Genomic DNA, 26,034 nt, shown 5'->3' on the forward strand with positions numbered 1-26,034 from the left:
ACGGCCCTTTCCACCCTTTTTTATGCTCCAGTACCTCCTCGACCTCATCATCGGCCTCGGCATCGGGTTCATAGCCGGCCTCCTCGGCGTCGGCGGAGGATTCCTGATAGTGCCGACTCTCGTCCTCTTAGGTGAGCCCATACACCTGGCCATAGGGACGAGCCTGGCCTGCATCGTCCTCAGCTCGCTTTCCGCTTCAATAACCCATATTAGAAGAGGCGCCGTCCTCTACCGCGTCGTCCTTCTCAAAGAAATCTTTTCGGTACCCTTTGCAGTTCTCGGCGCGTACTTGTCGTCACTAATTGCGGGGGAGAAGCTCAAGCTGATTTTTGCGCTTCTCCTGCTGTATTTGGCCTACAAAATGGCCAGAAGAGAGGGGGGCATTGAGGAGAACGGTGGCGAAATCCACAACTTCCGCGTTCCAATTGTTGGAATCCTCTCCGGCCTCGTGAGCGGACTTCTGGGGATAAGCGGGGGGGTTCTCAACGTTCCGCTCTTCCATACGTTCGTGGGCATGCCAATGAGATACGCCGTCGGGACATCGAGCTTTGCCCTGTTTTTCACCGCCCTGGCGGGGGCAATTGAGCACTACCAGCTCGGACAGGTGGACGTCCACACGGCGATTCTGCTCGCCCCGGGCCTCATAATCGGCGGGAGGCTCGGCGCTCTGACGGCCCACAGCGTCCACCCTGAGACCCTGCGGAGGGCCTTCGCAGGTGTTCTAATTCTGGTCGCTCTCAAGATGCTCCTGTGAAGGTTTATTAACCGCCGTGCAAAGTTTGGTCGGTGAAAGCGGTGAGGGAGCTAATTGAGAAAGTTCGTGAGAAGTTTGGTTTTGAAGTCAAGGACATGGCCGACGCCTGGAGGCTCGTTGAGTGGCTTGAGGAGAGGGGTTGGGTCGTCTACATCATAACTGCCAAAGGAAGAAAGCAGGTCGATGCGTGGCACCCAAACTATGGGACGCTTTTTGCCCAGTTCGGCGAGAGTCCGAACTTTGAAAGCATATTGGAGGGCATATTGACTGTATCTCTGCTTGCAAAGGAGCTTGAGGAAAAAGGAACGCTCTGAAACGTTCGTTCCACCGGAGTCCTCAAATATAACAACGCCCCAGTGTTCATCGGTGATGGCGATGGTGGGAACAAGGGGCCTGGCAATGGCCCTTGTGATACTGCTGGTTAGTAGCGCACTGCCCCTCAGCCTTGCGGAGGGCAGCGACGCGGGGGCAAACGGCACCGCTCCAGAGCCCTACGGAGACCTGGCCCTCGACAACAGCACCAGAGAGATGGTGATAGCGGGCCAGCTGACTGAGCAACTCCAGAAGCTCAGCAAGCTCGCGGAGAACAAGATAGAGCCCATAAAGGATAAACTTCCTGAGAACTCAACGATACTGACCCACTACAAGCTTGCAGAGGAGTATAAAGAGAGAGCAGTTAGTGAGTACGAGGCCGGCGACTGCTACAACTCCATCCGCGATAGCCTAACGGCCATGCACCACTACAAAGTTGCTCTTTCGGGCCTCAAGGAAGCAAAGGGCAGGGGTCAAGACGAGTGGGCGCACATAAGGCTGGAAATCGAGCGCATGGCGGAGTACTTCAGGTTCGTCGAGAAGACAATAAGGCTGGCGGAGAACCAGGGAATAGACGTGGGCAACCTCAAGGAGCTCTACAACGAGACTAGAGATGCGTACAAAGCAGTGCTGGACGACCTCAAGGCCAGGGACTACGAGAAGGCAAAAGAGGACTACGAAACCGCCCGGGAAAAGAAGGCCCTCCTCGATGGGGAGCTGAAGAAGGTCCGCGAGGAGCTCGCCTATGCAAACGCTGATAAAATCGTCAAGGACTTCCTGGCCAAGGGCGAGAAGGAAATTGAGATAGCCCAGAACGCCATCGAGAAGGGGATTGAGAACGGCTACAACGTGACAAGACTTCAGGAAAGCCTCAACGCGTTCTTGGACGTCTACAACGAAGCCAAAAGCTTGGCAGAGGAAGGCAAATGGGAAGAGGCCTTGAAGGCCATACAGGACAACAGGGAGACGATAGCCCAGTTCCACAGGGCCGTCGAGTTCGTTCTCAGGAAGGCCCGCGAGGGGGAGCTCGAAGAAAAGCTGAAGGACGTCCGTGCCTTCATCAGGGAAATGAGCGACAGGGTTCAGAAGGACTGGAAAGCGCTCCGCGAGCTTAAGGGCAGGGGCATAAACACCCAGAGGGCCGAGGCCCAGCTGAGGGCGGCCGTCCAGGAGCTCAGAACCGGCCTCCACCTCCTCAAGACGGAGAAACCGCTTGGGGCCAAGCCCCACTTTGCGAAGGCATTGGACATGCTCCGCAGGGTCGAAGAGTTTATCTCCGCCCACTCCTGACCTTTCCTTTTTCGTTGGGAGGGATGGCCAAGATGAAATCCAGGGCCCTGCCCATCATAATGATCGCGTTGCTTCTCCTGCCCCAGGTTAGTGCCTATACCATCTCGTCGCTCGTTCTGGCCGTCTACCCCGACGGTTATGTTAAGACCGAATACGAAATACTGCCTGAGGATTACTCCTCCCAGATTGAGCTCCCCCTCATCGGTGGGCATTACGAGAACGTTATTGTTGAAGACGAGAACGGAAACCCCCTTGACTTCAGGCTCGAAAACGGAACTCTTTTCATCTATCCCGGGGACGCTGAGATCGTTACGGTGTCCTATTACACCCCCGACATCACCTCTAAGGAGGGGATAGTCTGGACGGTCAACGTTTCTTCCGGGGTTCCCTTTGAGGTCGTCCTCCCTGAAGGCACCGTTGTCGTCGATTTAAGCGATGTGCCCCTAGAGATAAACGGGACTTCAATAACAATGCCCCCCGGAAACCAGAGCATCTCCTACGTCCTTGGGGAGTCTCGTTCCTATGAAGGCACTACAGACGAAGACACCAGCGGTAGTGGCATTCCCGTTAAGGCCCTACTGGCAACCGTGGCCGTTTTGGCCGGTGGGGCAGTGGCAGGTTACTGGTTCAAAATCAGGGGAAGGAAAATAGACGTTGAAGCCCTCTTGGAGAGTGATGAGCTCAGAGACGAAGAGAAGCAGGCGATTAGATACCTCCTGGAGCACGGCGGGAGGGCCAGCCAGGCGGAGATAAGAGACGCCCTTGGGCTTCCGAAGACAACGGCCTGGAGAATGTTCAGGCGCCTTGAGGAGAAGGGGTTTATCAAAATCATCAGGGGCAGGAAGGAGAACTGGGTGGAGCTGAGGCGGTAGAGAAAACGTTATATCTTTTCTCCCCAACTTTATCCGTCTGAAATCAAGAGGAACTTGAGGAAACGTTTTAAGCCCTCCGTTCCACCGCTTCCCTAATTAGGTGCGGGGGCAACTTAACACGGTGATAACGGTGAGGAGAGCCCCACTCCTGCTTATCCTGGTGATGCTCATCTCCACCATTCCCCAGACCGGCGGGGTTAGTCCTGAGACCGTCTCGGCCTCAGAACGTGCAAACGGGCTTCTCATGGCCCTGGAGAGGCTGGCGAACTACACCCACCAGATTGGATGCATTTCCGACGAGGCTGATGCCCTGCTGGAAAGGGCAAAGGAGCTCTATTGGGCCGGTCAGTACAACGAGAGCATTAACGAGGCCCTCCAAGCAATGCGCCTCTACCGCTCTGCACTAAAGGCCTGTGGGGGGGAGAGAAGCGACTCAGAAAGCGGGGGGACCAACTGGGTATCGGTTGCCGAGAGCGAGGTTGAAGTTACTGCCAACGTCCTTGAGTACGCCAGAAAGCTCATCGAGTCCGGCGAGCTGAGTGGGGAAGACCTGAAAAATCTCGAAGCATGGTACAACCAGACCCTCTTCGCTTACAACGCCGTGAAAACGTCTCTTGAAAAGAACGACACCCAGGACATCGTTCACAAGATTGCCTTCCTCGTAACATCGAGGGAAAAGCTTGAGAAGGCGATAAACCTCGCGGTCAAAGGCGCTGTCGAGAGGAAGGCAAAGCTGCTGGGAGATGCCCAGCTCCGCAGAATTGATATGCTCATCGAGAGAGGCGCCAATACAACGGAGCTCCTCACCCTAAAAGTGGAGCTTGAAGAGGCCATCAAGAGCGGCGACACCGGGGAAATCCTGAGGATCCTCAAGGAAGTCCCGAGAATTATGAGGGAACTGAAGCAGAAAGGCGGGATTGGTGGAGCGGCCCGGCGCGGCCAGGGACAGTCACCTCAACCAGGAAACAGCGACAGAGGCCCCAACGGCGCCCCTCCACAGAACGTCTCCAATCAAACTCCAGGAAAGGGAAGAACGCGGGGGGAAGGTAGTTGAGAAAGCTCGCGGCAGCGGTGCTCCTGATGGTATTCCTGCCCCTTGTTGCTGGACAGGCCACCGTTGAGATAGTTTTGGTCGAGGTCTATGAGAGCGGTTACGTTAAGGTGACGCAGGTCGTCCTCCCCTCGGAGTATTCGGTGGCGGTTGAAGTCCCTGTTCTGGGTGGGAACATCACGGGGCTTTCCGTTCTGGACGAGAGTGGAGACCCCCTGCTCTTTGAGGTGAACGGGAGCTCTCTAACGGTCTACGCCCTCAACTCCACGACAAAGATTAGAATCACGTACTTCACGGCCTCTCTCACATCAAAGGAGGGGGAGCTCTGGAACCTGAGCTACAGCTTTCCCTATCCCGTAACGGTAAAGCTCCCCGCTGGGGCGGTCGTGGTCGACCTGAGCGACCTTCCCTTCACGATAACCGCAAACACCATAACTATGCCCCCCGGAAACCAGTACGTCTCCTACATTCTCCCTGCCCCCACGTCCACGCCGGAACCGACGCCGACCACGACAACCACGACATCGGACACGCAGTCCACCCCCACAAACACGACCTCCAGCTCGACCTCTTCAACTACCTCAACGCCCCAGCCGACCTCAACAACCCCTGAAAGCACGACGCCCGAAAGCCCCGACACGTCCTCAACGGCAGGTATAAAGAGCCTGCTCCCGCTGATTGGCCTCATTGCCATCGTTGGGGTCAGTGCACTCGCATACTGGAGCAAAAAGAAAACGGGCACCGGAGACCTGCCGGTCTCAAGGGACGAGTTCAGGGAGAAGCTTGAGTCGCTGGGACTCACTGAGGGGGAAATCAACGCGCTCCTCTACGTTTACGACCAGGGCGGGAGGGCCAAACAGGCGGACGTCAGAAAGGCCCTTGGGATTCCGAAGACCACGGCGTGGAGGATGTTCAAGCGCCTCGAAGAGAACGGCCTCGTCAAGGTCTACAAAAGGGGAAAGGAAAACTGGGTGGAGCTCAAGTTTTAAAGAATGGGTTTGTTTGGGCTTTGCTTTTCCACTATACCTCACTCTTTGCGGGCAAACCTCTTGAAATCTTCCAAGTCCCAGGTGAAGTGGCCTCTCTCCCTAAGGCGTTCTTTGTTCTCAACTCTCCGTGCCACTATCCCGTGGTTTGCCTCCCATCCCTTCAACCCCACAAGCTCGGCCTTTCTCTCCAAGTCCTTCAGAATTCCCATGGCTTCCCTCTCGCTCAGGTCTTTCCACTTGACCTCGACGAAGAGGGCTTTCCTACTCCGTTCGTCCAGTGCAACTAGGTCTACCTCTTCACCCTTCCGCCACCACCTGCTGATCTTGGCTAAGCGAAACGGCAGCTTGCCGGCTCTGTTAAGCCTGAGGATGAATTCCTTTGCAACGTCCTCAAAGACTCCTCCGAGGTAGTGGTTGTAATCCCTCAAGAAATCGTCCCAGAAGCTGAGGTCCTCAAGCTCTATCTCGTTCCTGTAACGCTCGACGAAGCGGAAGTAGAAAGCCAAGTAGTTGTCGTCAATCCTGTAAAGGGTGTTTTTAGTCTTCGGCTTCGCTGTTATCGGGATTTCCCGTTTAAGAAATCCGAGCCTCTCAAGAACCTCAACGTACTTAAAAAGGTTTGAACGCGGGATTCCTGTATAGGTGCTTATCTCGTTGAACCTCCTCTTCCCTTCAGCTACTGCCTTGAGGATGAGCCTGTAGACCCTCGGCTCCCTCAGCTCGCTTGAGAGAAGGAAGTCGCCCTCGGCATAGAGAAAGCCCCTCTTGTCAAAGGCCAGCCTCTTCACGTCCTCGAACCTCTCGAAAAGCTCAAGGTACGCCGGAATTCCGCCGGTTACCCCGTATATTTGAACCGCCTCTTCAACGTCAACCCCGAGGAGCTTCCATGAGTCAAAGAACCCGAGCGGGGAGAGCTTTATCTGCCCGTCCCTCCGGCCGTAGAGCGGGCTCTTCTGGCTCAGTACGTGCTCCTCCATCATGCCGACGGATGAGCCAACGAGTATCAGGTGGAGGTTTGATGTCCTGACTATCTCGTCCACTATGTACTGGAACTCGCTCAGAACCCTTTTGTCGGACTGGATGAGGTAGGGGAACTCGTCTATAACGACCACGACCTTTCCCTTCTCTGTCAGGTATCCGAAAACGTCCGAAAAGCTCGAAAACGACGTTTCGCTCAGAAAAGCTGAGGGAAATGCCTCAAGCACCGCCCTCGAAAACTCCCTCAGGTTGTCGGAGTAGGTGCTGTTCCGAGCAAGGTAATAAACGGAGGGCTTGTTCCGCATGAACTCCTTGATGAGCCTCGTCTTCCCTACCCTTCTCCTCCCGTAGACCGGGAGGAAGGAGTTCTCCTTCTCCCACAGCTCCTCGAGGAACTCAAGCTCCCGCTTTCTGTCCACGAAAGTTATTGCCATGGTATAATACTCTGCCTATAACTTTTTAAGAGTTTCGGAGCCTAAGCCCTGATGAACCTTTCAAGGAAATTTTCAGCCCTCTGAAGGTTACGGAAGAAAAGAAAAGGGTTTCGAAGGCCTCACCTTATCCTCGCGCCGAGCTTTATCTCCTTGTCCGGCATGAGCAGGGCGACGTTCTCGCCGTCGTCGGCGGCAAGGAGCATTCCCTGGCTCTCTACCCCCCTGAGCTTCTTGGGCTCGAGGTTCGCTATGATGACGACGTAGCGGTTGAGGAGTTCTTCCGGCTTGTAGTACTTCTTCAGACCGGCGACGAGCTGCCTGACCTCGTCTCCGAGGTCGACCTTGACCACGTAGAGCCTGTCGGCGTTCGGGTGGTCTTTGACCTCGATTATCTTTCCAACGCGGAGGTCGAGCTTCGCGAAGTCGTCAAAGCTAACGTACTCCATGCTTTCACCACCTTTTTCCTTCTTTACCTTCTCCTTCTTGGAGGCATTTCCGGCCTTCTCGGACTTGGCCCCGATTTCATCACCGTAGATGCTCTTAAGGATTGCCATGGCCTCTTCCCTGCGCTTTTCGCCAAACTTTTCGAGGGTCACCCTCACAACGTCGTCCTTCTTGTAGTATTTGTTAAGGAGCACCCTGGCACTCTCGGGGTTGCCCCTGGCTATGTAGTTGACGATGAAGTAGATTATGTCCTCGTCGGTGACCTTCCTGAACATCGGGGTGGCCTTCCTAACGCGGTGACCTGCCGGAAGCTCGGTGAACTCCCAGCGCTTCAGCTCCTCGAGGTTGAGCAGGTGCCATATCTTCTCGCTGGCGTCGGGCAGGAACGGCTCAAGGATGATTCCGAGGGCCTTGACGATCTGGAGCGAGACGTTCACGGTTGTTGCCGTCCTCTCGCGGTCGGTCTTGGCGGTCTTCCACGGCTTCTGGTAGTCGAAGTAGCGGTTGCCGAAGATTGCCAGCTCCATGACACGCCTGAGGGCGTCCTTGAAGCGGTACTGGCTTATGAGCTCGCCGACCTCCTCGAAGGCCCTCTCAATCTCTTCGAAGGCCTGTTTGTCGAGGTCGTTCAGCTCACCCCTCTCAGGCACGACTCCGTCGAAGTAGCGGTTCACGAACGTTAAAGCCCTGTGCACAAAGTTTCCGAGGTTGTTCACCAGCTCCTCGTTTATCTTGCTCTTGAAGTCGGCGAAGTTGAAGTCGCTGTCGCGAGTTTCAGGCATTATCGCGGTGAGGTAGTAGCGGAGGTAGTCTGCCGGGAACGCGTCAAGGAACTCGTGAACCCATATGGCCCAGTTCCTGCTCGTTGAGAACTTCTTGCCCTCAAGATTTAGGTACTCATTGGCCGGGATGTCGTAGGGCAGGTTCCACTCAGCCTCGACTTCCCCGTCCTTGTATTTGCCGTAGGCCATCAGGAAGGCCGGCCAGAATATCGCGTGGAAGGGTATGTTGTCCTTTCCGATGAAGTGTATGACCCTCGTCTCGCCGTCGATGTTGAGCCAGAACTTCTTCCACTCGTCCTCTCTTCCGGCGCGCTTGAGGGCCTCGATGGTTATGGAGATGTATCCTATTGGTGCTTCAAACCAGACGTAGAGCACCTTGCCCTTGACATCCTCGTCGTCGAGCGGAACCGGGATCCCCCAGTCGAGGTCGCGCGTGATGGCCCTCTCCTCGAGTCCCTCGTTAATCCAGCCGAGGACGGTGTTCTTGACGTTGGGCTTCCAGGGCCTGCTCTCAATCCACTTCTTGAGCCTCTCCTCGAAGTCCTGCATTTTGATGTAGTAGTGAGCCGAGTCCTTGAAGGTTATCGGGTTGCCACAGATGTTACAGCGCGGGTTGATGAGGATTTCCGGCGTTAAGGGCCTTCCGCAGACCTCACACTGGTCGCCGCGCTGGTTCTCGGCACCGCAGTAGGGGCAGGTTCCGATGACGTATCTATCTGGTAAAAACATCTTGTCGTGCTCGCAGTAGGCCTGCTTGGTGACCTTCTTGACGAGGTGGCCGTTTTCAAGCGCCTTGAGGAAGAACTCCTGGCTTATTCTATAGTGAACTGGCAGTTCAGTCCTTCCGAAGTAGTCAAAGCTTATCTTTGCCCGCTCAAAGGTTGTCTTTATGTGCTCGTGAAACTCGTCAACGATTTCCCTCGGGCTCCTGCCCTCCTTGAGCGCGCGGAAGGTTATCGGCGTCCCGTGCTCGTCGGTGCCGCAGATGAAAAGCACTTCCTCTCCCTTGAGCCTCAGGTACCTGACGAAGATGTCCGCCGGGAGGTACGCTCCGGCCAGGTGGCCCGCGTGAATCGGCCCGTTCGCGTAAGGGAGTGCAGAGGTTACCATGTACCTAACCATTTTAACCACCGATGGCCGTTGTTTCCTGCGCTTATAAGACCTGCGGGTTTTAAGCATTACGGTAGGTTATTAAGTTGAGGACAAAATATGCAAGGTTTGATATAAAATCAACCAGCACTCTTTCCAAGATATCACGATGAGAAAAGGCCGAGACTCGAAAGGCCCCTTCTGAATGGAAAATTCGGAGAGAAATGATGGAAGAGGCTGTTGGAAATCGAATTCAATGAATTTGAAAATGTGACATAATGTTCCAGATTCACCGATTAAATGTCACGAAATTTTTTCGGAAAGTGGAAACACCACTGGAGAAAACGACTTTCGGGAAGAACCCAATTGAAACTTGACCATTCCTTTAAACATGTGCAGAGAAGAGGCTAAGTAAGAATTAAAGGGCCCTTAGGTGTTTGGAAGTCGCGGGTAGTTTCTCCAACGGGCCCTCAAAACTGGTTATCACCAATCCAAGAGCTACCGTGAGGCCGAGCAGAGGTCGCGATGATGAGGGGGATTTCCAGAAAGGTTTAAATATTGGGACGTTCTTCTTTCTCCATTAGGCTAAAGGGCGAATTTCACGCTCTGTTGCAATAAGACTCGAAGAGAATTGAAAGTATCGGTGGAGAGGCAGGTATAATGAGGATACTATTCGTTGCAATAAGACTCGAAGAGAATTGAAAGGTGGGTCTTTGACATAAACACTCCAGACGCCGAGCAGTTGCAATAAGACTCGAAGAGAATTGAAAGTTTTATTTTCTTTTGCTTATTTGTGCTGGGTCGAAAGTTGCAATAAGACTCGAAGAGAATTGAAAGTACTATGATTCAGGGCTACTGTTTATCAACGGGGAGCTCGTTGCAATAAGACTCGAAGAGAATTGAAAGGAGTAAGGACGGCGGAGCCGTTGACGTTGTTTATTGCGTTGCAATAAGACTCGAAGAGAATTGAAAGAAGGCGCCGTTCACCGTTGAAGGTGCTAGCGGAACCAAGTTGCAATAAGACTCGAAGAGAATTGAAAGTCGAGGAGCTCAAGACGGTTGGCACGAAGTATGTCACCGGTTGCAATAAGACTCGAAGAGAATTGAAAGCTCGTTCTTAAAGCGGTAATTTCTGTGTGTGGAAACCGTTGCAATAAGACTCGAAGAGAATTGAAAGCAGCGCCAACAGGGCGCGCGAGTTCGCCGACGTCCTCAAGTTGCAATAAGACTCGAAGAGAATTGAAAGCTTGAGGGGTTAAAAGCCTTCGCCCAGCTCATAGGCTGTTGCAATAAGACTCGAAGAGAATTGAAAGGGGCAACCTCCTTTATCTTCTGGACGAGCTCCTCCGGGGTTGCAATAAGACTCGAAGAGAATTGAAAGTTGGTAACAAGGTTGTGAGGTACCCGATCAATGTTCAGGTTGCAATAAGACTCGAAGAGAATTGAAAGCAAGCTGGCTTAGCTTGTCCTGAACCTCTTTGAGGGTGTTGCAATAAGACTCGAAGAGAATTGAAAGGAAAATACCCCTTGAGGGGTCTAAAATCAAGTACCAAGTTGCAATAAGACTCGAAGAGAATTGAAAGCGGCAAGAGACTTGAGATAATGAGGAAGGACGCTCCCGTTGCAATAAGACTCGAAGAGAATTGAAAGGCGTAGAGCGACGTGGTGATGGCTCCACGGAGCCCGAGTTGCAATAAGACTCGAAGAGAATTGAAAGCGACGTGCTCCAGCGTGGCGTACCACTTGCCGAGTGGGTTGCAATAAGACTCGAAGAGAATTGAAAGTAGTTGAGGAGTTGTGCGAAGTGGTTAAGCACCCTGTCGTTGCAATAAGACTCGAAGAGAATTGAAAGACCTCGCCGGCGTTGAGCTCGCGAACGATGTTCCGCGCCTGTTGCAATAAGACTCGAAGAGAATTGAAAGATGAGAATTAGTGTAATGAACAGTATCACGGACAGGTTGCAATAAGACTCGAAGAGAATTGAAAGTCGAATTCAACCTGCACTTTTACTTCGTCGTCTCGCGTTGCAATAAGACTCGAAGAGAATTGAAAGTGACGTCGAAGTAGTCCCTGGCGGAGTACCGGCCTAGGTTGCAATAAGACTCGAAGAGAATTGAAAGACCTTGAACGGGACGGGCGTTATCTCGGTGCCACCGTGTTGCAATAAGACTCAAAGAGAATTGAAAGCAAAAACTATGGTGGGGCTCTAATCAATGGTGGCTGGCGGTTGCAATAAGACTCGAAGAGAATTGAAAGTGTATGAGAAGCCCGAGTTTCTGAAGCCTGGGCACCAGTTGCAATAAGACTCGAAGAGAATTGAAAGGCGCTCGTCCGGGTAGAACATTGCCGAGCAGGCGACGGTTGCAATAAGACTCGAAGAGAATTGAAAGTCGTCAGCGGGGAAGACCCGAAAAGGGCCTGATGAAGTTGCAATAAGACTCGAAGAGAATTGAAAGCTGGGAGTTTCTCGGGCGGTATGCTCATGTCCTTATCAGTTGCAATAAGACTCGAAGAGAATTGAAATAAGTTTGAATTCCCCGCTTGAGGTATCAAGTTAAACGCTACAATAAGACCAAAGATTTCTCAGAACAAAAATGGGACATTCAAGGAAAAAGAAACCTCAAACCTTAATCCTCTTCCAGACCGTTCCCTGCGGTGTGTCCTCCAGCTGGATTCCGAGCTTTCTTAGCTCCTCCCTGATTTTGTCGGCTAAATCGAACTTCCTCTCCTTCCTGAGCTGGGCGCGGACTTCAACGAGCAGGTTTATTAGTTCCTCCTCGTTTCCGGCCTTCTGCTCCTTAAAGTAGTCCTCGAACAGACCAAAGACCTCGCCGACGTCCTTGAAGAACTCCCAGGCCTTCCTAAGGATGCTCTCCTTGGGCCTCTCGACCTCGGTGAGGTAGCGATTTATTGCGTTGCTGACCTCGAAGACCGCCTTTAAAGCCTCGGCCGTGTTGAAGTCGTCGTCCATCGCCTCGTAGAACTTCCTCCTCGCGTCCCTTATGGCCTCGTAGGCCCTGAACTCGGGCTCGTCCCAGCGGAAGGAAATCTCCGCCTTGCTCATCGCCACGCGGATGTTTTCAAGCGTGTTGTAGAGCCTCTCAAGGTTGTTCTTGGCGTGCTCAATGCCCTCCTCGCTGTAGTCGAGGGGCGAGCGGTAGTGCCTCTGGAGGACGAAGAGCCTGATTACCTCCGGGTCGTAGCGCTTGAGGAGCTCCCTAACGGTCACGAAGTTGCCGAGGCTCTTGCTCATCTTCTCGCCGTTCACCATCAGGAAGCCGGTGTGCATCCAGTAGTGAACCCACTCGTGGCCGAAGCAGGCCTCGCTCTGGGCTATCTCGTTCTCGTGGTGTGGGAAGATGAGGTCGTTTCCTCCGCCGTGGATGTCGAAGCTCTCGCCGAGGTACTTACTGCTCATCGTGGAGCACTCTATGTGCCAGCCAGGCCTTCCCTCTCCCCAGGGGCTTTCCCACTTGGGCTCGCCCGGTTTGGCTTTTTTCCAGAGGGCGAAGTCCTCGGGGTTCTTCTTGCCCTCGCCTGGCTCGACGCGCGCGCCTTTAACGAGGTCCTCGAGCTTTATCTTGCTCAGCTTTCCGTAGTCCCTGAACTTCCTGACCTCGAAGTAAACGCCGTCGCTACCTTCGTAGGCGTAGCCCTTTTCCTGGAGCTTCTTCACGAAGTTAATGATGTCATCCATGTGCTCGGTGACGCGGGGATAAACGTCGGCCGGCTTGACCTTTAAAGCTTTCATGTCCTCGAGGAAAATCCTCAGGAATTTCTCTGCCAGTTCCTTTGGGTCTTCCCCTGTCTCGTTGGCGCGCTTGATGATTTTATCGTCTATGTCAGTGAAGTTCATGACCATGAGGACGGTGTAGCCCTTGTGCTCGAAGTAGCGCCTTACAACGTCAAAGGCTATGTAAGTCCTAGCGTGGCCGAGATGAGGGTAATCGTAAACAGTCGGACCGCAGACGTACATTCTAACCTCGCCTTCTCTCAAGGGCTTGAACTCCTCCTTCTGCCTCGTCAGGGTGTTGTATATCCTAATCGCCATTCCCACCACCAGGCCATGTTGGGGGCGCCTTTTTATTAGCTTATCGTTGCGGGAAAGCTTAAAAACCAACTCCACAACTCGGTTTAGAGCCCGAAAGAGGAGGGTAGAAAGATGGTCAAGGTTGAGAAGGGAGACGTCATAAAGCTCCGCTACACCGGGAAGATTAAGGAGACCGGCGAGATTTTTGACACAACCGAGGAGGAGGTCGCCAAGCAGGCTGGCATCTACAAGGAGAACGGCGTTTACGGCCCCGTCCCAATCGCGGTTGGAGCGGGTCACGTCATCAAGGGGCTCGACGAGGCCCTTGAGGGCCTTGAGGTCGGCAAGAAGTACGAGATAGAGGTTCCACCCGAGAAGGGCTTCGGAAAGCGCGACAGGAAGCTCATCAAGACCTTCACCCTTGGCCAGTTCAGGAGGCAGGGCATAATCCCGTTCCCAGGAATGCCGGTCGAGATTGAAACCGAGAGCGGAAGGAAGCTCAAGGGAAGGGTTCTCACCGTCAGCGGAGGCCGCGTTAGGGTTGACTTCAACCACCCCTACGCCGGCAAGCACCTCGTCTACGAGGTCGAGGTCGTTGAGAAGATTGAAGACCCGATAGAGAAGGTCAAGGCTATGATTGAGCTCCGCCTCCCGAGGGTTGATGCCAACAAGGTCATCATCGAGGTCGGCGAGAAGGACGTCGTCGTTGACTTCACCCCCGTCAAGGACGAGGTTGATAAGGGAACCATGGTCCTCGGCGAGATACTCCTTGAGAGCGACCTGAAGTTCCTCGGCTACGAGGAGATAACCTTCAAGCCAAGCGTCGAGGAGCTCCTCAAGCCACCGGAGGAAGCCGAGAAGGAAGAGGCCGCCGAAGAGGAGAAGGTTGAGACCAGCGCTGAGGAGACCGCCGAGCGCACAGAGGAGCAGAAGGAGGGGCCTGCAGAGGAGAAGACTGAGAAGACCGAGGAAACCGGGGAGCCCGAAGCAACAGAGGAGCAGGAAAAGACCGAAGAAGCAGAGGGGCAGGAGAAAGAGGCCGAGAAAAAGACCAAGAAGAAGACCACCAGAAGGAGCACGAAGGGCAGGAAGACCAGGAGGACTACCACCAGGAAGACCACCAGCAAGAAGAAAACCAAGGCCGCTGAGAAGGAGAGCTCTGAGTGAAGTTTTTAACTTCCTCCTTTTCTCTATTCATTAGGGGATACTCATGGACAGCCGCCTTGAAATTCTGCTTAAAGACTTGGAAAGTCGGTTCAGCAGGGAAGACGTACCCAAGATTAGGGATGCACTCCTCGCCCTGAGGCGCGTTATGGAGCTCCCGGTATCGTACCTGAACCCATCAAGCGGTTATCACCCTGTTGTCATCTTCAAGAAACGCTTTGGACGAATTCAGAAGGAAGTTCCAGTCTCTCTCCTCGACCTTAAGGTGCTCAACCGCTACAACATGCCCGGCTGGAGGAGGGAAGTAGAGTTCTGGCTCGACAACGACGTTGCCGTCAAGGACACAATTAGCGGTATTGAGACCCTCCTGATTGGGGACCCTAGGGGTCTGAACAGGCTTTCAGACGTAATAAGAAGGCTCGTCCAGTACATGAGAATACGGCCATCAAAGCTGGCTCTTTTTTACAACACGATTTACCTGGACTACGGGAACAACCGCTACATCCAGCTCCTCCTCAGGGGCAACGACCTCGAGGTCAGGCTCATAAGGATGAAGCTCAGCGAGGCCGCGAGCTACCTCGGCAAGGCCATCGAGTACATGGACTCGGCCTTCGGCAACAAGAACGTTGAGTTCTACAAACTCCTCTTCGCCTATGCCTCCGAAACGTACAGCTCATTCGACTGGTTCTTCCACCGCTACCTATACCCCAGGCTAAACCCGGAGCAGAGGGAATTCTTAGAGGAGATGCAGGACTACCGGAACTTCCTCAGACTGCTCTACGACTATATCAACAGGCTCAACAAGGACAGAATCGGTGAGGAGATCGGAATCCGCGTCATTAGAAGGGCGAACCCCAAGAGGCCCCTTGAAATAGGAATAGCCTTCACCAACCGCGGAATAGAGATTAGGCGCTATCCCACTACCGTCCAAATAAGCTTCATGGTGTGAGGGATGAGAAGGGCTTTGCTTCTCTATTCCATTCTCTTTCCCCTAAGCTTCGTCCCCCCGTTAATCCCCGCATCCTTCTGGGAACACGTTTTAATCGTCTTCACTGCTTACCTTCTCGTCCCGGCCGTCATCTCAACTGCGCTCGGGTTCAGGCCGGAGGAGCTTGGGCTGAAGCTTCCGAACCGGAATGGGCTCAAGCTCTTTGCACTCCTGTTTGTCCTCTCAGTCCCCCTGAGTATCTATGGGACAACCGTTCCTTCAATGAGAAGCTACTACCCCGTGTTCCCGTATTCAGGCGTAGTTGGCTTCGTTCTTGGCGAGCTGGGCATGGGCATAATAATGCTCGCCCACGAAGCGTTTTACAGGGGCTTTCTACTCTTTCCACTCGCAAGAAAGAACGTGTGGCTGGCGATATTTCTCCAGAACGTCCCCTACACAATAGTCCACATAGGAAAACCGGCGATAGAGGTGCCGTATGCTTTCATCGCGGGAATAATTTTCGCAAAAATGGACTTGGAAGGTGAGAGCTTCGTCCCGAGCTTCCTCCTTCACTGGCTCGGCTCGGCCCTCTTCGACGTCCTGTGTGTCGTCGTAACCCCTTAACAGCAGTGCACTCTAATGGGGAAGAAAGAATAAAACCATTCAACCGATGCCGGCCAGGCTACTCCGATTTCCTGCCTTTTCGGATTTTCCTTTGTCCTCGACCCTTGCCGTGCCGTAGCCGACAAACAGCACCCTGTCCGGGTCGAGGGCCTTCAGCACTTCTGGCCTGTGGGTGATTATCAGGGCAGTTATCCCCGCCTCGCGGATTATTTCGGCGACCTTCTTGGCGACGCGCATCGCCGTGAGCGTGTCAAGATGTGCCGCGAACTCGTCAATGAGGAGGAGGTTGGGCTTTTCCGCAAGGAGGGATGCTATCCTTGCCCTCTCCTTCTGGCCGGTGCTCAGCTCGCTGTACCTAGCACGGTAAAGGACTGCATCGCTCAGACCGGCCCTGTTGAGAACCTCCACCGCGGCGTTGAGGTCGCTTATCTTCCTGTAAACGTGCTCCAAGATGCTCTCCGTCCCGAAGGTCGGCTCGAACTCACCGGGAATCATGACCGAGACCTTGGCGTTGTCTGGAACCTCAATCTCACCCTCCGTCGGCCTGAAGCGCTCCTCCCACCAGCCGTTGGCCGCTCCAAGGATGAGCCTCAGCAGTGTCGTCTTTCCGGCCCCGCTCGCTCCAACAACGGCTATTAGCTCGCCCGGCTGGATTTCGAAGTTTAAATTCCTCAGAACGGGCCTCTGGATGACGCGGTGTCTGACGCCAAAGGCCTTGAGCAGTTCCTGAATCTCCTCGGGCAGGCCCTTGATGTCAAGCTCGCTCTCGAAGACCTTGCCCACGTTCCTGAAGACTATCGGCCCAGCTAAAGGCTCAACTTTCCCGTAGCTCGGCTTCCAGAGCTTACCCTCAGGAGGCGCGTAGGGGTCTTCGCGCAGGAAGCGCTCGATGTACTCCTTAGCTTCTTCCGTCAGCGGGTAGAAGAGAACTGGCCTTCCGCTCGCGGTCTCCCAGAGAAACTTGAAGCCGACCTTCTCGAAGAACGGATTGTAGCGGGCCATCTGGGCTATGGTCTCGACTATGTGCTTCTTTTTCCTCATCTCGGGAATCCTGCGCTCGGCTATCCACTCGAGGGCCGACTTGACGCTTAACTGTCCCAGCCCGTCGGAGCGGTAGTCGGGGTGAACCACAACCCTCGCAATCCTTGCTCCAGCGGTGTTTGTCTCTGCCAAAGCTTTCCACTTGGCCTGCTCCCAAAGGTAGGAACGGGCTATTCTCCTCTTCCCGTACTTCCTCTTCAGCTCATCATAGAGCTCCTTCATTATGCGCTCGGGCCAGAAGGCGGGGTGGAACCACTCCTCGGGAAAGACTTTCTCGCGGATGTTCTTCTCGATTTCGCCATTCGGCAAGCGGCGGTGCATGAGCGGTATCGGCGGGTCAACGCGGACGTAGCTGAGAATCCTTGGCTCGTATTCTTCCCTCTCGACGAGCTCGAAGATGAGGAAGCGCGACGCTGGAGTTGAGCCCTTTATCTCGAGTATGTGGCTTTCAGCACCGCAGATTGGGCATCTCTGCCTGGTGTTGGCCTCGAAGATGTGGCCGTTCTCACAGCGCCAAAGAGCGACTTTCTCCTTCTGGCTCGCGTAGTGGTACTGCTCCAGCTCGGCTATCGCCTCGAAGTCGGACTCGTATTTTGCCTCCCTCGCCCTGATTTTGTAGGTGTAGAGGAGCTCGCCCGTCAAAGGCGAGTAGCGCTTGGCCTCAACGGTTTTCTCAAAGAGGGGCCACACAGGAATCCTGTCGCCCTCGTAGAACTTCCACAGATTATAATCGTCGAAGTCGAGAACCTTAACGCCGTCCTTCCCATTCGGTTTGTTGAGGATTTCAATTTCCACCTCATCACCGTTCAGAAACCACTGGGCGACGTTGCCCGTCATGTAGAGGCGGTATTTCTCCCCCTCGGCTTCAACTTCGAGGATTCCGAACCAGCGGTGCTTGAAGCGCGGGATTTCGTTACCGACGACCCTTCCCCTTATGAGCATGGGACCACCGGGATAAATAGGAAAAAGGAGTTAAAACGTTAGCCCAAGAGCTTCCGCACCATCTCCACGACCTCCCGCGCGTCCTTGCCGAAGATTAGAACCATTGGCTCCTTGCCCCAGTCGCCGAGGTGGTAAACCATGTCGGGCCTTTTTCCTGCCCTCTTTACGGCCGTCTCGATGCCCCATTCCATAGTTCCCCTCTCTGCCCTCTTCACCTCCTCGGGCTCCTCCCTGCGGTCATAGAACGAAACGACGAGGCCGAGTTCCTTCGCCTTCTCTATCAGCTCCTCCGAGTAGCGGAGGTTCAGCACGGCCCTGACCTCGGGGTAGAACTCGCGCATCTTGAGGAGGGCTCTCCTGAGGTGGTCGCTGGCGTTGAGCTCAACGGGGCCGACGGGCTTTACGGTCTTCCCGTAGCGGACGATTCTGCCCTTAACGGCGAAGACCTCTCCAAGGGGAGTTGCTAAGGCGAAGTTCGTCCCGACTTCGGCGACGTGAGGATTGAGCCTCTCTCCAAAGACCACCAGCTTCTCAACAGCTTTTTCAAGCTCTTCCTTAGCCCTCCAGCGATAAGAGTTTCTCTCCAGCTCCCAGAGGGGGTTAACAGCCTTCGCCTCTGCATTGGAGAACCTTATTGCCCCTTCGACGAACCCCTTGGCCCTCTTAACGGCCTCCGGAAGCTCAAGCTCCCCTGCAAGGAACGTCGCTAAGGCAGATGAGAAAACACAGCCGGTTCCGTGGGTGAAGCCCTCGGCCTTTTCTCCCGGAAACTCGTAGAGCCTCCCTTTCCAGTAGAGGACGTCGGTAAAGTTTAGGTGTCCCCCCGTTACGACCGCGCCCTCGGCGCCAAGGTTTTCCACGAGAACCTTTGCGGCTTTTCCCATATCTTCAACCGAGCGGATTTCGATGCCGGTCAGCGCTTCGGCCTCGTGGACGTTTGGCGTGACTATCGAGCCCTCGACGAGTGTCCTGAGGGACTCAACGTCATCAATGAGCCTAGAGCCAGAGCTTGAGCTCAGCACCGGGTCGAAAACCCTGATAAAGCCCGAGGTCTCTTCCTTAACCACCTTTGCAATCTCCCCGCTCCCGAGCATTCCGATTTTGACGGCTTTGATTTCAAAGCTCGCCTTAACGGCCCTTATCTGCTCCTGCACTGCCTCTGAAGGGAGGGGGTAGTAGCCCCTCACCTCGGAGGGGTTCTGGTAGGTCACCGCTGTGAGAACCGGAAGCGGGTGCTCGCCCAGGGCTGAGACCGTCTCGATGTCGGCCTTTAAACCGGCCCCGCCACCCGTGTCGAGGCCCGCTACAATCAGGACGGCCATTCCATCACCTCAGCTTCTCAAGGATTTCGAGGGCCGCTTTTCTTCCGCTCAGGAACATCCCGCCGAATATTGGCCCCATTCTCGGGGCCCCAGCGAGAGCGTTCGCGGCCATGCCGGTGACGTAGAGACCCGGGAAGACCTCCCTCGTGTTCTTCACCGTCAGCTCCTCGCCCTTCTCGGCCCACATCGGGCCCTCGCCCGGAACCTGGAGGAGGCCGCGCTTCACGAGGTGCCCGCTTACCTGCGCCCCGTGGCCTGTCGAGTCAACTACAAACTTCGCCTCAACGGTGAGCGGGTCGACGTGCAGACCTGTCATCATCACCGGCGTCCAGTTGATCACTATTCCGGCGACGCGGTTCTCTTTAAGGACAAGGTCTTCAACCTCTACCATGTTGAAGAACTTAACCCCCGCCTTCACTGCCCTGCTCGCTATCGTCGTTGCCGTCTCGATTGCGTCAGCGACGTAGAGCCCGTTTTTAAAGGGCCTGTAATCTATCCCGAACTCGTCGAGGATTTCCTTCGCCTCTTCCTGGACGACGATTTTGTTGAAACCCATTGCACCGCCCCAGATTCCACCACCGATGGAGAGCTTCTTCTCGAAGATGGCAACCTTTGCGCCGTTCTTGGCCAGGTAGTAGCCGGCGACCATTCCAGAGGGACCGGCACCGACGATAGCGACGTCGAGGCTCAGCCTCTCAAGAAGCTCGTTCATGTAGGTCTCGATTATCGCCCTGCTTATCTCAATCTCCTTAAGCATCGCCACCACCCAAAACCTTTTAAGTTGCGTTCAAAACTTAGTTTTGGAATTTAAAAACTTTGTTATAAACAGGTTATCGGTGGTAAAAATGACCCAGCTGGAAGAAGCCAAGCGAGGGGTAATTACCGAGGAGATGAAATTTATCGCCGAAAGGGAGGGCATAAGCGCCGAAAAGCTCAGGCGGAGCGTGGCTAAGGGCCACACCGTAATCTTCCGCAACGTCAACCACGACTGGGTAAAGCCCGTGGCAGTTGGCAACGTCGTCCGCGTCAAGGTGAACGCGAACATCGGAACCTCCCGCGACATAGTTGATGTTGATGCGGAGATAGAAAAGGCTAAGGTCGCTGTCAAGTACGGCGCCGATACCATAATGGACCTCTCCACCGGCGGTGACCTAGACTCTATAAGGAAGGCCATAATGCACGCCGTTGATGTGCCCATCGGAACCGTTCCAATCTACCAGGCCGCCGAGGAGATGTTAGCCAAAGGGAAGGCCATCATCGAGATGACCGAGGACGACATGTGGAAGGCCGTCGAGAAGCACTTCAAGGACGGCGTTGACTACACCACGATTCACGTTGGAGTGACCAAGGAAGTCGTCGAGAAGATGAAGCGGACGAAGAGAGTCGTCGGCATGGTCTCGCGCGGTGGAACTTTTCTCGCGGCGTGGATTCTCCACTGGGACGAGGAGAACCCGTTTTACAAGGACTACGACTACCTGCTTGAGCTCGCGAAGGAGTACGATGTCGTTCTGAGCCTTGGTGATGGTTTAAGGCCCGGTGGACTTCCCGATGCCGGAGACGAGCTCCAGATCGCCGAGCTCTACACCCTCGGAAGGCTCGTGAGGCGCGCGAGAGAGGCCGGAGTCCAGACAATGGTCGAGGGGCCGGGCCACGTGCCCATTGACCAGATTCCCGCCCAGGTGAAACTCGCCAAGATTGCAACCGACAACGCGCCCTTCTACGTCCTCGGTCCGCTCGTCACGGACATCTTCCCCGGCTACGACCACATCACCGCGGCGATAGGCGGTGCTATAGCGGCCATGAACGGCGCAGACTTCCTGTGCTACGTCACTCCGGCGGAGCACCTCGGACTGCCGACGGTCGAGCACGTCCGCGAGGGTGTCATAGCGGCGAAGATAGCCGCCCACGCGGTCAATTTGACCCGCTTCGAGGCCGACTTCAAGAAGGACTACCTCATGAGCCTCGCGCGCGGAAGGCTCGACTGGGCGGGGCAGTTCGAGCTGAGCGCCGACAGGGACAGGTTCATCGAGATAAGGAAGGAGAGGCCCACAAAGACAGAGGCATGCTCGATGTGCGGTGATTTATGCGCGATAAAGCTCATCAACGACATGCTCAGGAAGGGGTGAGAGCTTGAGGCTCGTCTATTCAGGCAAGACGAAGGACGTCTACGAGGACGGTCCCTACCTCGTCTTCCACTTCAAGGATACCGTTCTCGGTAGGGAAGGCAGGGAAGACAGCGGGGGCAACGAGGTTATAGGAGAGAAGGAGGGAAAGGGAAGCCTCGTTTTAAAGCAGACAGAGTTCTTCTTCAGGCTCCTTGAGGAGAACGGTATAAAGACGCACTTCGTTGAGCGGATTGACGAGAGGCGGGCGCGCTTCCTGAGGGCGGAGAGAATCCCGCTTGAGGTCATCTACCGCGAGCTTGCCTACGGGAGCTTCCTGAGGCGATACAGAGGGTGGGCAGAGCCGTTTCAGAGGCTCGGGATAGTGGAGTTCACCCTCAAGGACGACTCGCTTGACGACCCCATAATTGTGGAGGAAGCCGTTAGGGCCCTTGGAATCGCGAGCAAAAACGAAGTAGATGAGATGAAAGAGACCACCAGGAAGGTCGCCGGGGTTTTAAGGGAATTCCTCTCATCGAAGGGGCTCCAGCTCGTGGACTTCAAGCTTGAGTTCGGAAGGCTCAACGGCGGTCTAATCATCATAGACGAGCTGAGCGGGGACACGATGCGCGTTGCGAAGGACGGGAGGATTTTAACGCAGGAAGAGCTGTCGGGGGTGATAAGGTGATACTTTCGACGATAGCGTCTCACTCCTCCCTCCAGATACTACTCGGAGCGAAAGAGGAAGGATTCAGGACTCGGCTCTATGTAAAGCCGGAGAGGAAGGCCTTCTACGCATCAACCGGTCTTGCAGATGAGCTTGTAACAACAAAGGACATGAGCGCAATCCTCAATGACGACGGAATAATAGTCCCCCACGGCTCCTTTGTGGCATACCTCGGTCTTGAGGCAATAGAGAATGCAGAAGCGAGGTTCTTCGGCAACAGGCGCTTCCTCAAGTGGGAGACGGCCTTTGAGCTCCAGGACAGAGCCCTCGACGAGGCCGGAATCCCAAGGGTGAGGGTCATCAAGCCCGAGGAAGTCGAACCAGAAGAGTTCTACTTCGTCAGGATAGAAGGGCCAAAGGGGGGAAGCGGGCACTTCATAGCGCGCGGGGAAGAGCTCGAGGAAAAGTTAGAGGGACTTAAGGAACCCCATAGAATCGAGGAGTTCATACCGGGGGTCTACCTGTACGTCCACTTCTTCTACTCGCCAATTCTTGAGCGCCTTGAACTGCTCGGGGTGGACGAGCGCGTGGTCATAGCGGACGGAAACGCCCGCTGGCCGGTTAAGCCCCTGCCGTACACGATAACCGGAAACGTCGGAGTCGCCCTCAGGGAGTCGCTCCTGCCGAGGCTCTACGACTACGGGCTGGCCTTCGTCGAGGCGATGAGAAAGCTCGAACCTCCGGGGATTATCGGGCCGTTCGCGCTCCACTTCGCCTACGACGGGGCCTTCAGGGCGATAGGCTTCGCATCGAGGATTGACGGCGGTTCCAACGCGCTCCACTGGTACGGAAGGCTCTACTGGAGAGAGCCTATGAGCATGGGCAGGAGGATAGCGCGCGAGATAAACCTCGCCCTCAAAGAGGAGAGGCTTGAGGAGGTGGTATCTTGACCTACACGGGCAGAACGCTTGGAATCGGTCTGATGAAGGGCAAGCCCTTCGCCTTCTACCTTCTCTGCTCCCGCTCTTTCCCAAGGAGGAGGGCAATCGTGAGGGAAAACGCCGTCTACATCGAGAACCTAACCCAGACGGACAACCCCTACGTGAGCTACCCGGTCGTCAGGCTCCTTGAAGACTACGCGGTCGTCACCAACGGACTCCAAACTGACTTCATCGCCCAGACCCTCGAGTGGGAGAGCCCTAAGAAGGCCCTAATCCACGTTTTAGACGCGCTCGACTACGAGAGGGACGACTACAACACCCCAAGGATAGCCGGGATAATAGGAAAAGACGGAAGGGGCTGGCTCGGCTTCGCTGGAAAGGACGAGTTTTGGGTAAGGGAGCTGGAGCTGAAAGAAGGCAAGGCCTTCGTCACGGCCACGTACAACCTCGGCTTCACAGAGATAGAGTTTCCGCAGTTCAACACTGCCCAGGAACTGGCTGAGAAGACCATGGAGCTCCCGTTTGAGAACAAGGTGCTCGCTATCGGAATTCTACGCGGGAAAAACTGGGAGCTCGGCTGGAAAAGAGCTTCAGAATAGCTTTAAAAGCTTTTATTCTCCCCTTTTAACTTCTTTGGTAGTCAAAAGGGAAAGGAGCTCAGCGTGGCATTTCCTTTATGTGAATCCCCATCTGCGGGAACGGTATCTCAATTCCCTCCCTCATATAAGCCTCGTAGATGGCCTTTGTGAGGTCGCCCTTAACGGTTCCGTAGTCCTCGATCTTGGCCCATGCCCTGAGCTGCAGGTTTATCGCGGAGTCCCCAAGTCCAGTTATGACGACGGCCGGCTCGGGATCCTTCAGCACCTTTGGGTGGCTCTTCATGATGTCCATCGCAACCTTTATCGCCTTATCGAGGTCTGTGCCGTAGGCGACGCCGACGTCAATGCTGACCCTGCGCGTCGGCATCTTAGTGTAGTTAGTTATCACGCTTCCCCAGACGAGCTTGTTCGGTATTGTTATGAGGACGTTGTCAGGTGTCAGGAGCTCCGTGCTCATAACTCCAACAGCTTCGACCTTTCCCGTCTGGCCGGCGACGGTCACAAAGTCTCCCTTGTCAAAGGGCCTCAAGGCGGCGAGCCACACTCCTGCCGCGAGGTTTGTGAGGGTGTCCTGCATTCCAAAGCCGAGTATCAGGCCTATCACAGCCGAGAGGCCGAGGACGACCGAGCCAACGCCGATTCCCAGCGCGCTGACCGCGAGAAGGATCACCGCGACGTACAGGAGCGCGCTCAGAAACCTGCCAAGGAACTCAACGACAAGTCCGGGAAGCTTGGTCTTCTTCAATCCCCTCTTGAAGGTACCGACGAGTATCTTTGTTACCACCCACCCTATCACAAGAATCGCTACCGCAGTAGCTATCTGGAGGGGGTCACCCCCACGTAGGGTAGAGGTTTATCAAAAGCCACCATGGTATCGCCTCACAGTATATTAGGAGCGTTCCATTTAACACTTTTCCAGAGGATCCTCAAAGGGTAGAAAAACAAGGTAGTCTTGTCAAGTGAAGTAATGAGAAATTCAATCAACGCTCTAGCTTTTTCATCAGGTTTGCCATCTCTAAAGCGGCCATAGCGTACTCGAAGCCCTTGTTGCTCTTCACTCCGGCCCTGTTGAAGCCCTGCAGTTCGTCCTCGACGGTTATGATACCAAAGATGACCGGAACGCCGGTATCGAGGGAGACCTTAGCAACGCCTTTGGCGACTTCGTTAGCAACCAGGTCGAAGTGCTTGGTTTCTCCTCTTACGACCGCCCCCAGAGCTAAAATCGCGTCGTACCTGCCGCTTTCGGCCATCTTCTTTGCCACCAGTGGAATCTCAAAGGAGCCAGGGACCTTGACAACCTCAACTTCCTCGACCCCATGCCTCTCGAAGCAGTCGAGCGCACCCTTAAGCAGTTCCTCAGTGAGGAGGTCGTTGAAGCGGGCAACTACCACGCCCATTTTGAGGCCGGTTCCAATAAAGCCACCTTCAATCGTTCTTACCTCCATAGGCACACCTCCTAAACACTAAACTTCAAACGGGAGCTTGTGACCGAGCTTCTCGGCCTTAACCTTCAGGTACGGTCTGTTGTGCTCGGTTACCTCTGGTGGAGCAGGGACTATCTCGACAACCTCTATTCCAAACTCCTCCAGGGCTTTTACCTTTGCAGGGTTGTTGGTTATGAGCCTTATCCTCGAAACTCCAAGGGCGCGGAGCATCTGGAAGGCCGCTTCATAGGTTCTTTCATCAGCCTTGTACCCAAGCGCCTCGTTAGCCTCAACGGTATCGAGCCCCTTGTCCTGAAGTTCGTAGGCCTTGATCTTCTCCTTCAGACCTATTCCCCTGCCCTCCTGGTCCATGTAGAGCAGTATCCCGCCTTCCCGGGCTATCATTCTAAGTGAATTTGCCAATTGACTTCCGCAGTCGCACTTGAGCGAAGTAAGCGTGTCCCCGGTCAGGCACTTCGAGTGCACCCTGACGAGCGGAACGTCGCCGTACGGCTCCTTTACTATCGCCACGTGCTCCTTGAAGTCCAGCTCATTATCGAAGGCAATTATCCTGAACTCGCCGTATTTTGTTGGGAGCCTCGCGTTCGCGTAGATCCTCATCAGCTGCTTCCTCCTCACGAACTCCTTCCAGACGTCGTCCGTCGTGATAACGGGTAGGCCGTGCTTCTCAGCAAAAGCCAGCGCGTACTCGCGGTTGTGGGAGTCGCCCTTTTCGTCGAGGAGCTCGACGATCAGGGCGTAGCGCTTGAAGCCGAGGAACTCCATGAGTTCGAGCGAGCTCTCGGTGTGGCCGCGGCGCCTGTTGAGTCCAATTCCGCCGAGAAGGTGCAGGTGTCCCGGATAGCGGAAGTGCTCAACACTCAACCCTTCGGCGAGCTTTTTAGCGGTTAAAGCTCTCTCCTCAGCAGTTATGCCCGTAAAGGTTTCCCTGTAGTCAACTGGAACGAGAAAGTTCGTCTCGCCCTCCTTGCTCGGCAGGCGGAAGAAGCCCTTCTTTAGGGCCTCCTCCATGTCCATCGTGAGGCACAGCAGGCCCTTGGCCGAGAGCATGAAGTTCACTACCTCGGCTGAGGCTATCTCGGCTGGATAAATCAAATCGGCCTCGAACTCCCTTCTGTCGTCGATGAGAACCACAGGCTTTCCATCGAGAACGGCCTTTCTAAGTTCTCCCAGGTTCATAGGCATCAGGTTCTATAAGAGGAACATTATTTTTAAAAATTTGTTCCAAAAATGG

21 protein-coding genes, 1 pseudogene and 1 CRISPR repeat array are annotated in these 26,034 nt (G+C 54.7%); of the genes and pseudogenes, 13 read left to right on the forward strand and 9 right to left on the reverse strand.

Going from position 1 to position 26,034, the window contains the following annotated elements; all coding sequences use genetic code 11:
• The first annotated feature begins 22 nt into the window (after nt 1–22).
• From ACZ5ER_RS08430 to ACZ5ER_RS08455, 6 genes are all read left to right on the forward strand, one after another.
• The gene (locus tag ACZ5ER_RS08430) at nt 23–754 is read left to right on the forward strand and encodes a sulfite exporter TauE/SafE family protein (protein ID WP_464934224.1); all 732 of its coding nucleotides are present in this window, start codon (nt 23–25) and stop codon (nt 752–754) included.
• Between the two features lie 32 nt (nt 755–786).
• Nucleotides 787–1,068, forward strand: a complete 282-nt coding sequence (locus tag ACZ5ER_RS08435; protein ID WP_227738703.1) for a hypothetical protein — start codon at nt 787–789, stop codon at nt 1,066–1,068.
• Nucleotides 1,069–1,123: 55 nt separating this feature from the next.
• Entirely contained in the window at nt 1,124–2,356 is a 1,233-nt protein-coding gene (locus ACZ5ER_RS08440; RefSeq protein ID WP_464934225.1) for a hypothetical protein, read from the forward strand.
• Between the two features lie 23 nt (nt 2,357–2,379).
• Nucleotides 2,380–3,228 carry a helix-turn-helix transcriptional regulator gene (locus ACZ5ER_RS08445; RefSeq protein WP_320407198.1) on the forward strand — a complete coding sequence of 283 codons (849 nt, stop codon included), beginning with the start codon at nt 2,380–2,382 and terminating at the stop codon, nt 3,226–3,228.
• Between the two features lie 100 nt (nt 3,229–3,328).
• Nucleotides 3,329–4,282 (forward strand): hypothetical protein, encoded by a 954-nt coding sequence (locus ACZ5ER_RS08450; RefSeq protein WP_464934226.1) that lies wholly within the window; start codon nt 3,329–3,331, stop codon nt 4,280–4,282.
• Complete coding sequence (locus tag ACZ5ER_RS08455) at nt 4,279–5,268, forward strand: helix-turn-helix transcriptional regulator (protein WP_464934227.1); 990 nt, start codon at nt 4,279–4,281, stop codon at nt 5,266–5,268. Before ACZ5ER_RS08450 ends, ACZ5ER_RS08455 begins: the two co-directional genes overlap by 4 nt.
• Nucleotides 5,269–5,306: 38 nt before the next feature.
• On the opposite strand, the gene ACZ5ER_RS08460 is transcribed toward ACZ5ER_RS08455, so the two are convergent.
• From ACZ5ER_RS08460 to cysS, 3 genes are all read right to left on the reverse strand, one after another.
• Complete coding sequence (locus ACZ5ER_RS08460) at nt 5,307–6,680, reverse strand: ATP-binding protein (RefSeq protein WP_464934228.1); 1,374 nt, start codon at nt 6,678–6,680, stop codon at nt 5,307–5,309.
• Nucleotides 6,681–6,799: 119 nt separating this feature from the next.
• A complete protein-coding gene (metG, locus tag ACZ5ER_RS08465; protein ID WP_050003506.1) occupies nt 6,800–9,028 on the reverse strand; it encodes a methionine--tRNA ligase in 2,229 nt (742 codons plus the stop codon).
• Nucleotides 9,029–9,603: 575 nt separating this feature from the next.
• A CRISPR array of direct repeats spans nt 9,604–11,519; the repeat unit is 30 nt; unit sequence GTTGCAATAAGACTCGAAGAGAATTGAAAG.
• 96 nt (nt 11,520–11,615) lie between these two features.
• Nucleotides 11,616–13,046: a cysteine--tRNA ligase gene (gene cysS / locus ACZ5ER_RS08470; RefSeq protein ID WP_464935168.1), complete on the reverse strand. Its 1,431-nt coding sequence runs from the start codon at nt 13,044–13,046 to the stop codon at nt 11,616–11,618.
• Nucleotides 13,047–13,157: 111 nt separating this feature from the next.
• Between cysS and ACZ5ER_RS08475 the strand changes: the two genes are divergently transcribed.
• The 3 genes from ACZ5ER_RS08475 to mrtA are packed head-to-tail and all read left to right on the forward strand — an operon-like array spanning nt 13,158 to nt 15,741.
• Nucleotides 13,158–14,192: an FKBP-type peptidyl-prolyl cis-trans isomerase gene (locus ACZ5ER_RS08475; protein ID WP_050003508.1), complete on the forward strand. Its 1,035-nt coding sequence runs from the start codon at nt 13,158–13,160 to the stop codon at nt 14,190–14,192.
• Nucleotides 14,193–14,235: 43 nt separating this feature from the next.
• A complete protein-coding gene (locus tag ACZ5ER_RS08480; protein WP_050003509.1) occupies nt 14,236–15,138 on the forward strand; it encodes a hypothetical protein in 903 nt (300 codons plus the stop codon).
• Nucleotides 15,139–15,141: 3 nt separating this feature from the next.
• Nucleotides 15,142–15,741 (forward strand): CPBP family archaeomyxosortase MrtA, encoded by a 600-nt coding sequence (gene mrtA / locus ACZ5ER_RS08485; protein ID WP_464934229.1) that lies wholly within the window; start codon nt 15,142–15,144, stop codon nt 15,739–15,741.
• A 39-nt stretch (nt 15,742–15,780) separates the two neighbouring features.
• Here the strand turns inward: mrtA and ACZ5ER_RS08490 are convergent, their stop codons facing one another.
• The 3 genes from ACZ5ER_RS08490 to ACZ5ER_RS08500 are packed head-to-tail and all read right to left on the reverse strand — an operon-like array spanning nt 15,781 to nt 19,803.
• A complete protein-coding gene (locus ACZ5ER_RS08490) occupies nt 15,781–17,724 on the reverse strand; it encodes an ATP-binding cassette domain-containing protein (RefSeq protein ID WP_464934230.1) in 1,944 nt (647 codons plus the stop codon).
• Between the two features lie 38 nt (nt 17,725–17,762).
• A complete protein-coding gene (gene thiD, locus ACZ5ER_RS08495) occupies nt 17,763–19,046 on the reverse strand; it encodes a bifunctional hydroxymethylpyrimidine kinase/phosphomethylpyrimidine kinase (RefSeq protein WP_464934231.1) in 1,284 nt (427 codons plus the stop codon).
• Nucleotides 19,047–19,050: 4 nt separating this feature from the next.
• A complete protein-coding gene (locus ACZ5ER_RS08500; RefSeq protein WP_050003513.1) occupies nt 19,051–19,803 on the reverse strand; it encodes a sulfide-dependent adenosine diphosphate thiazole synthase in 753 nt (250 codons plus the stop codon).
• Nucleotides 19,804–19,891: 88 nt separating this feature from the next.
• Here ACZ5ER_RS08500 and thiC point away from each other — a divergent pair, with 88 nt between their 5' ends.
• From thiC to ACZ5ER_RS08520, 4 genes are read left to right on the forward strand one after another with little or no spacing between them, the layout of a single operon-like run.
• Nucleotides 19,892–21,172, forward strand: coding sequence for a phosphomethylpyrimidine synthase ThiC (gene thiC / locus ACZ5ER_RS08505; protein ID WP_050003514.1), 1,281 nt, complete (start codon nt 19,892–19,894; stop codon nt 21,170–21,172).
• A 4-nt stretch (nt 21,173–21,176) separates the two neighbouring features.
• Nucleotides 21,177–21,836 carry a phosphoribosylaminoimidazolesuccinocarboxamide synthase gene (locus ACZ5ER_RS08510; RefSeq protein WP_050003515.1) on the forward strand — a complete coding sequence of 220 codons (660 nt, stop codon included), beginning with the start codon at nt 21,177–21,179 and terminating at the stop codon, nt 21,834–21,836.
• A complete protein-coding gene (locus ACZ5ER_RS08515; RefSeq protein ID WP_464934232.1) occupies nt 21,833–22,765 on the forward strand; it encodes a formate--phosphoribosylaminoimidazolecarboxamide ligase in 933 nt (310 codons plus the stop codon). Before ACZ5ER_RS08510 ends, ACZ5ER_RS08515 begins: the two co-directional genes overlap by 4 nt.
• Nucleotides 22,762–23,355 carry an IMP cyclohydrolase gene (locus ACZ5ER_RS08520; protein WP_050003517.1) on the forward strand — a complete coding sequence of 198 codons (594 nt, stop codon included), beginning with the start codon at nt 22,762–22,764 and terminating at the stop codon, nt 23,353–23,355. The genes ACZ5ER_RS08515 and ACZ5ER_RS08520 overlap by 4 nt, the downstream gene beginning before the upstream one ends.
• A 58-nt stretch (nt 23,356–23,413) precedes the next feature.
• Here ACZ5ER_RS08520 and ACZ5ER_RS08525 read toward each other — a convergent pair.
• From ACZ5ER_RS08525 to ACZ5ER_RS08535, 3 genes and pseudogenes are all read right to left on the reverse strand, one after another.
• Nucleotides 23,414–24,225: pseudogene (locus ACZ5ER_RS08525) on the reverse strand (mechanosensitive ion channel family protein).
• A gap of 110 nt (nt 24,226–24,335) precedes the next feature.
• On the reverse strand, nt 24,336–24,800 hold the full coding sequence (ribH, locus tag ACZ5ER_RS08530) for a 6,7-dimethyl-8-ribityllumazine synthase (protein WP_464934233.1): 465 nt from the start codon (nt 24,798–24,800) through the stop codon (nt 24,336–24,338).
• Nucleotides 24,801–24,818: 18 nt separating this feature from the next.
• Complete coding sequence (locus ACZ5ER_RS08535; RefSeq protein ID WP_464935169.1) at nt 24,819–25,979, reverse strand: bifunctional 3,4-dihydroxy-2-butanone-4-phosphate synthase/GTP cyclohydrolase II; 1,161 nt, start codon at nt 25,977–25,979, stop codon at nt 24,819–24,821.
• Nucleotides 25,980–26,034: the final 55 nt, after the last annotated feature.

Source organism: Thermococcus marinus (genome assembly GCF_055389025.1).

Excerpts from the sequence above, each read along its gene's own strand:
- ACZ5ER_RS08430 (WP_464934224.1), top strand. The coding sequence starts at position 23 with ATGCTCCAGTACCTCCTCGACCTCATCATCGGCCTCGGCATCGGGTTC.
- ACZ5ER_RS08440 (WP_464934225.1), top strand. The coding sequence starts at position 1,124 with ATGGCGATGGTGGGAACAAGGGGCCTGGCAATGGCCCTTGTGATACTG.
- ACZ5ER_RS08445 (WP_320407198.1), top strand. The coding sequence starts at position 2,380 with ATGGCCAAGATGAAATCCAGGGCCCTGCCCATCATAATGATCGCGTTG.
- ACZ5ER_RS08460 (WP_464934228.1), bottom strand. The coding sequence starts at position 6,680 with ATGGCAATAACTTTCGTGGACAGAAAGCGGGAGCTTGAGTTCCTCGAG.
- metG (WP_050003506.1), bottom strand. The coding sequence starts at position 9,028 with ATGGTTAGGTACATGGTAACCTCTGCACTCCCTTACGCGAACGGGCCG.
- cysS (WP_464935168.1), bottom strand. The coding sequence starts at position 13,046 with ATGGCGATTAGGATATACAACACCCTGACGAGGCAGAAGGAGGAGTTC.
- ACZ5ER_RS08475 (WP_050003508.1), top strand. The coding sequence starts at position 13,158 with ATGGTCAAGGTTGAGAAGGGAGACGTCATAAAGCTCCGCTACACCGGG.
- ACZ5ER_RS08480 (WP_050003509.1), top strand. The coding sequence starts at position 14,236 with ATGGACAGCCGCCTTGAAATTCTGCTTAAAGACTTGGAAAGTCGGTTC.
- mrtA (WP_464934229.1), top strand. The coding sequence starts at position 15,142 with ATGAGAAGGGCTTTGCTTCTCTATTCCATTCTCTTTCCCCTAAGCTTC.
- ACZ5ER_RS08490 (WP_464934230.1), bottom strand. The coding sequence starts at position 17,724 with ATGCTCATAAGGGGAAGGGTCGTCGGTAACGAAATCCCGCGCTTCAAG.
- thiD (WP_464934231.1), bottom strand. The coding sequence starts at position 19,046 with ATGGCCGTCCTGATTGTAGCGGGCCTCGACACGGGTGGCGGGGCCGGT.
- ACZ5ER_RS08500 (WP_050003513.1), bottom strand. The coding sequence starts at position 19,803 with ATGCTTAAGGAGATTGAGATAAGCAGGGCGATAATCGAGACCTACATG.
- thiC (WP_050003514.1), top strand. The coding sequence starts at position 19,892 with ATGACCCAGCTGGAAGAAGCCAAGCGAGGGGTAATTACCGAGGAGATG.
- ribH (WP_464934233.1), bottom strand. The coding sequence starts at position 24,800 with ATGGAGGTAAGAACGATTGAAGGTGGCTTTATTGGAACCGGCCTCAAA.
- ACZ5ER_RS08535 (WP_464935169.1), bottom strand. The coding sequence starts at position 25,979 with ATGAACCTGGGAGAACTTAGAAAGGCCGTTCTCGATGGAAAGCCTGTG.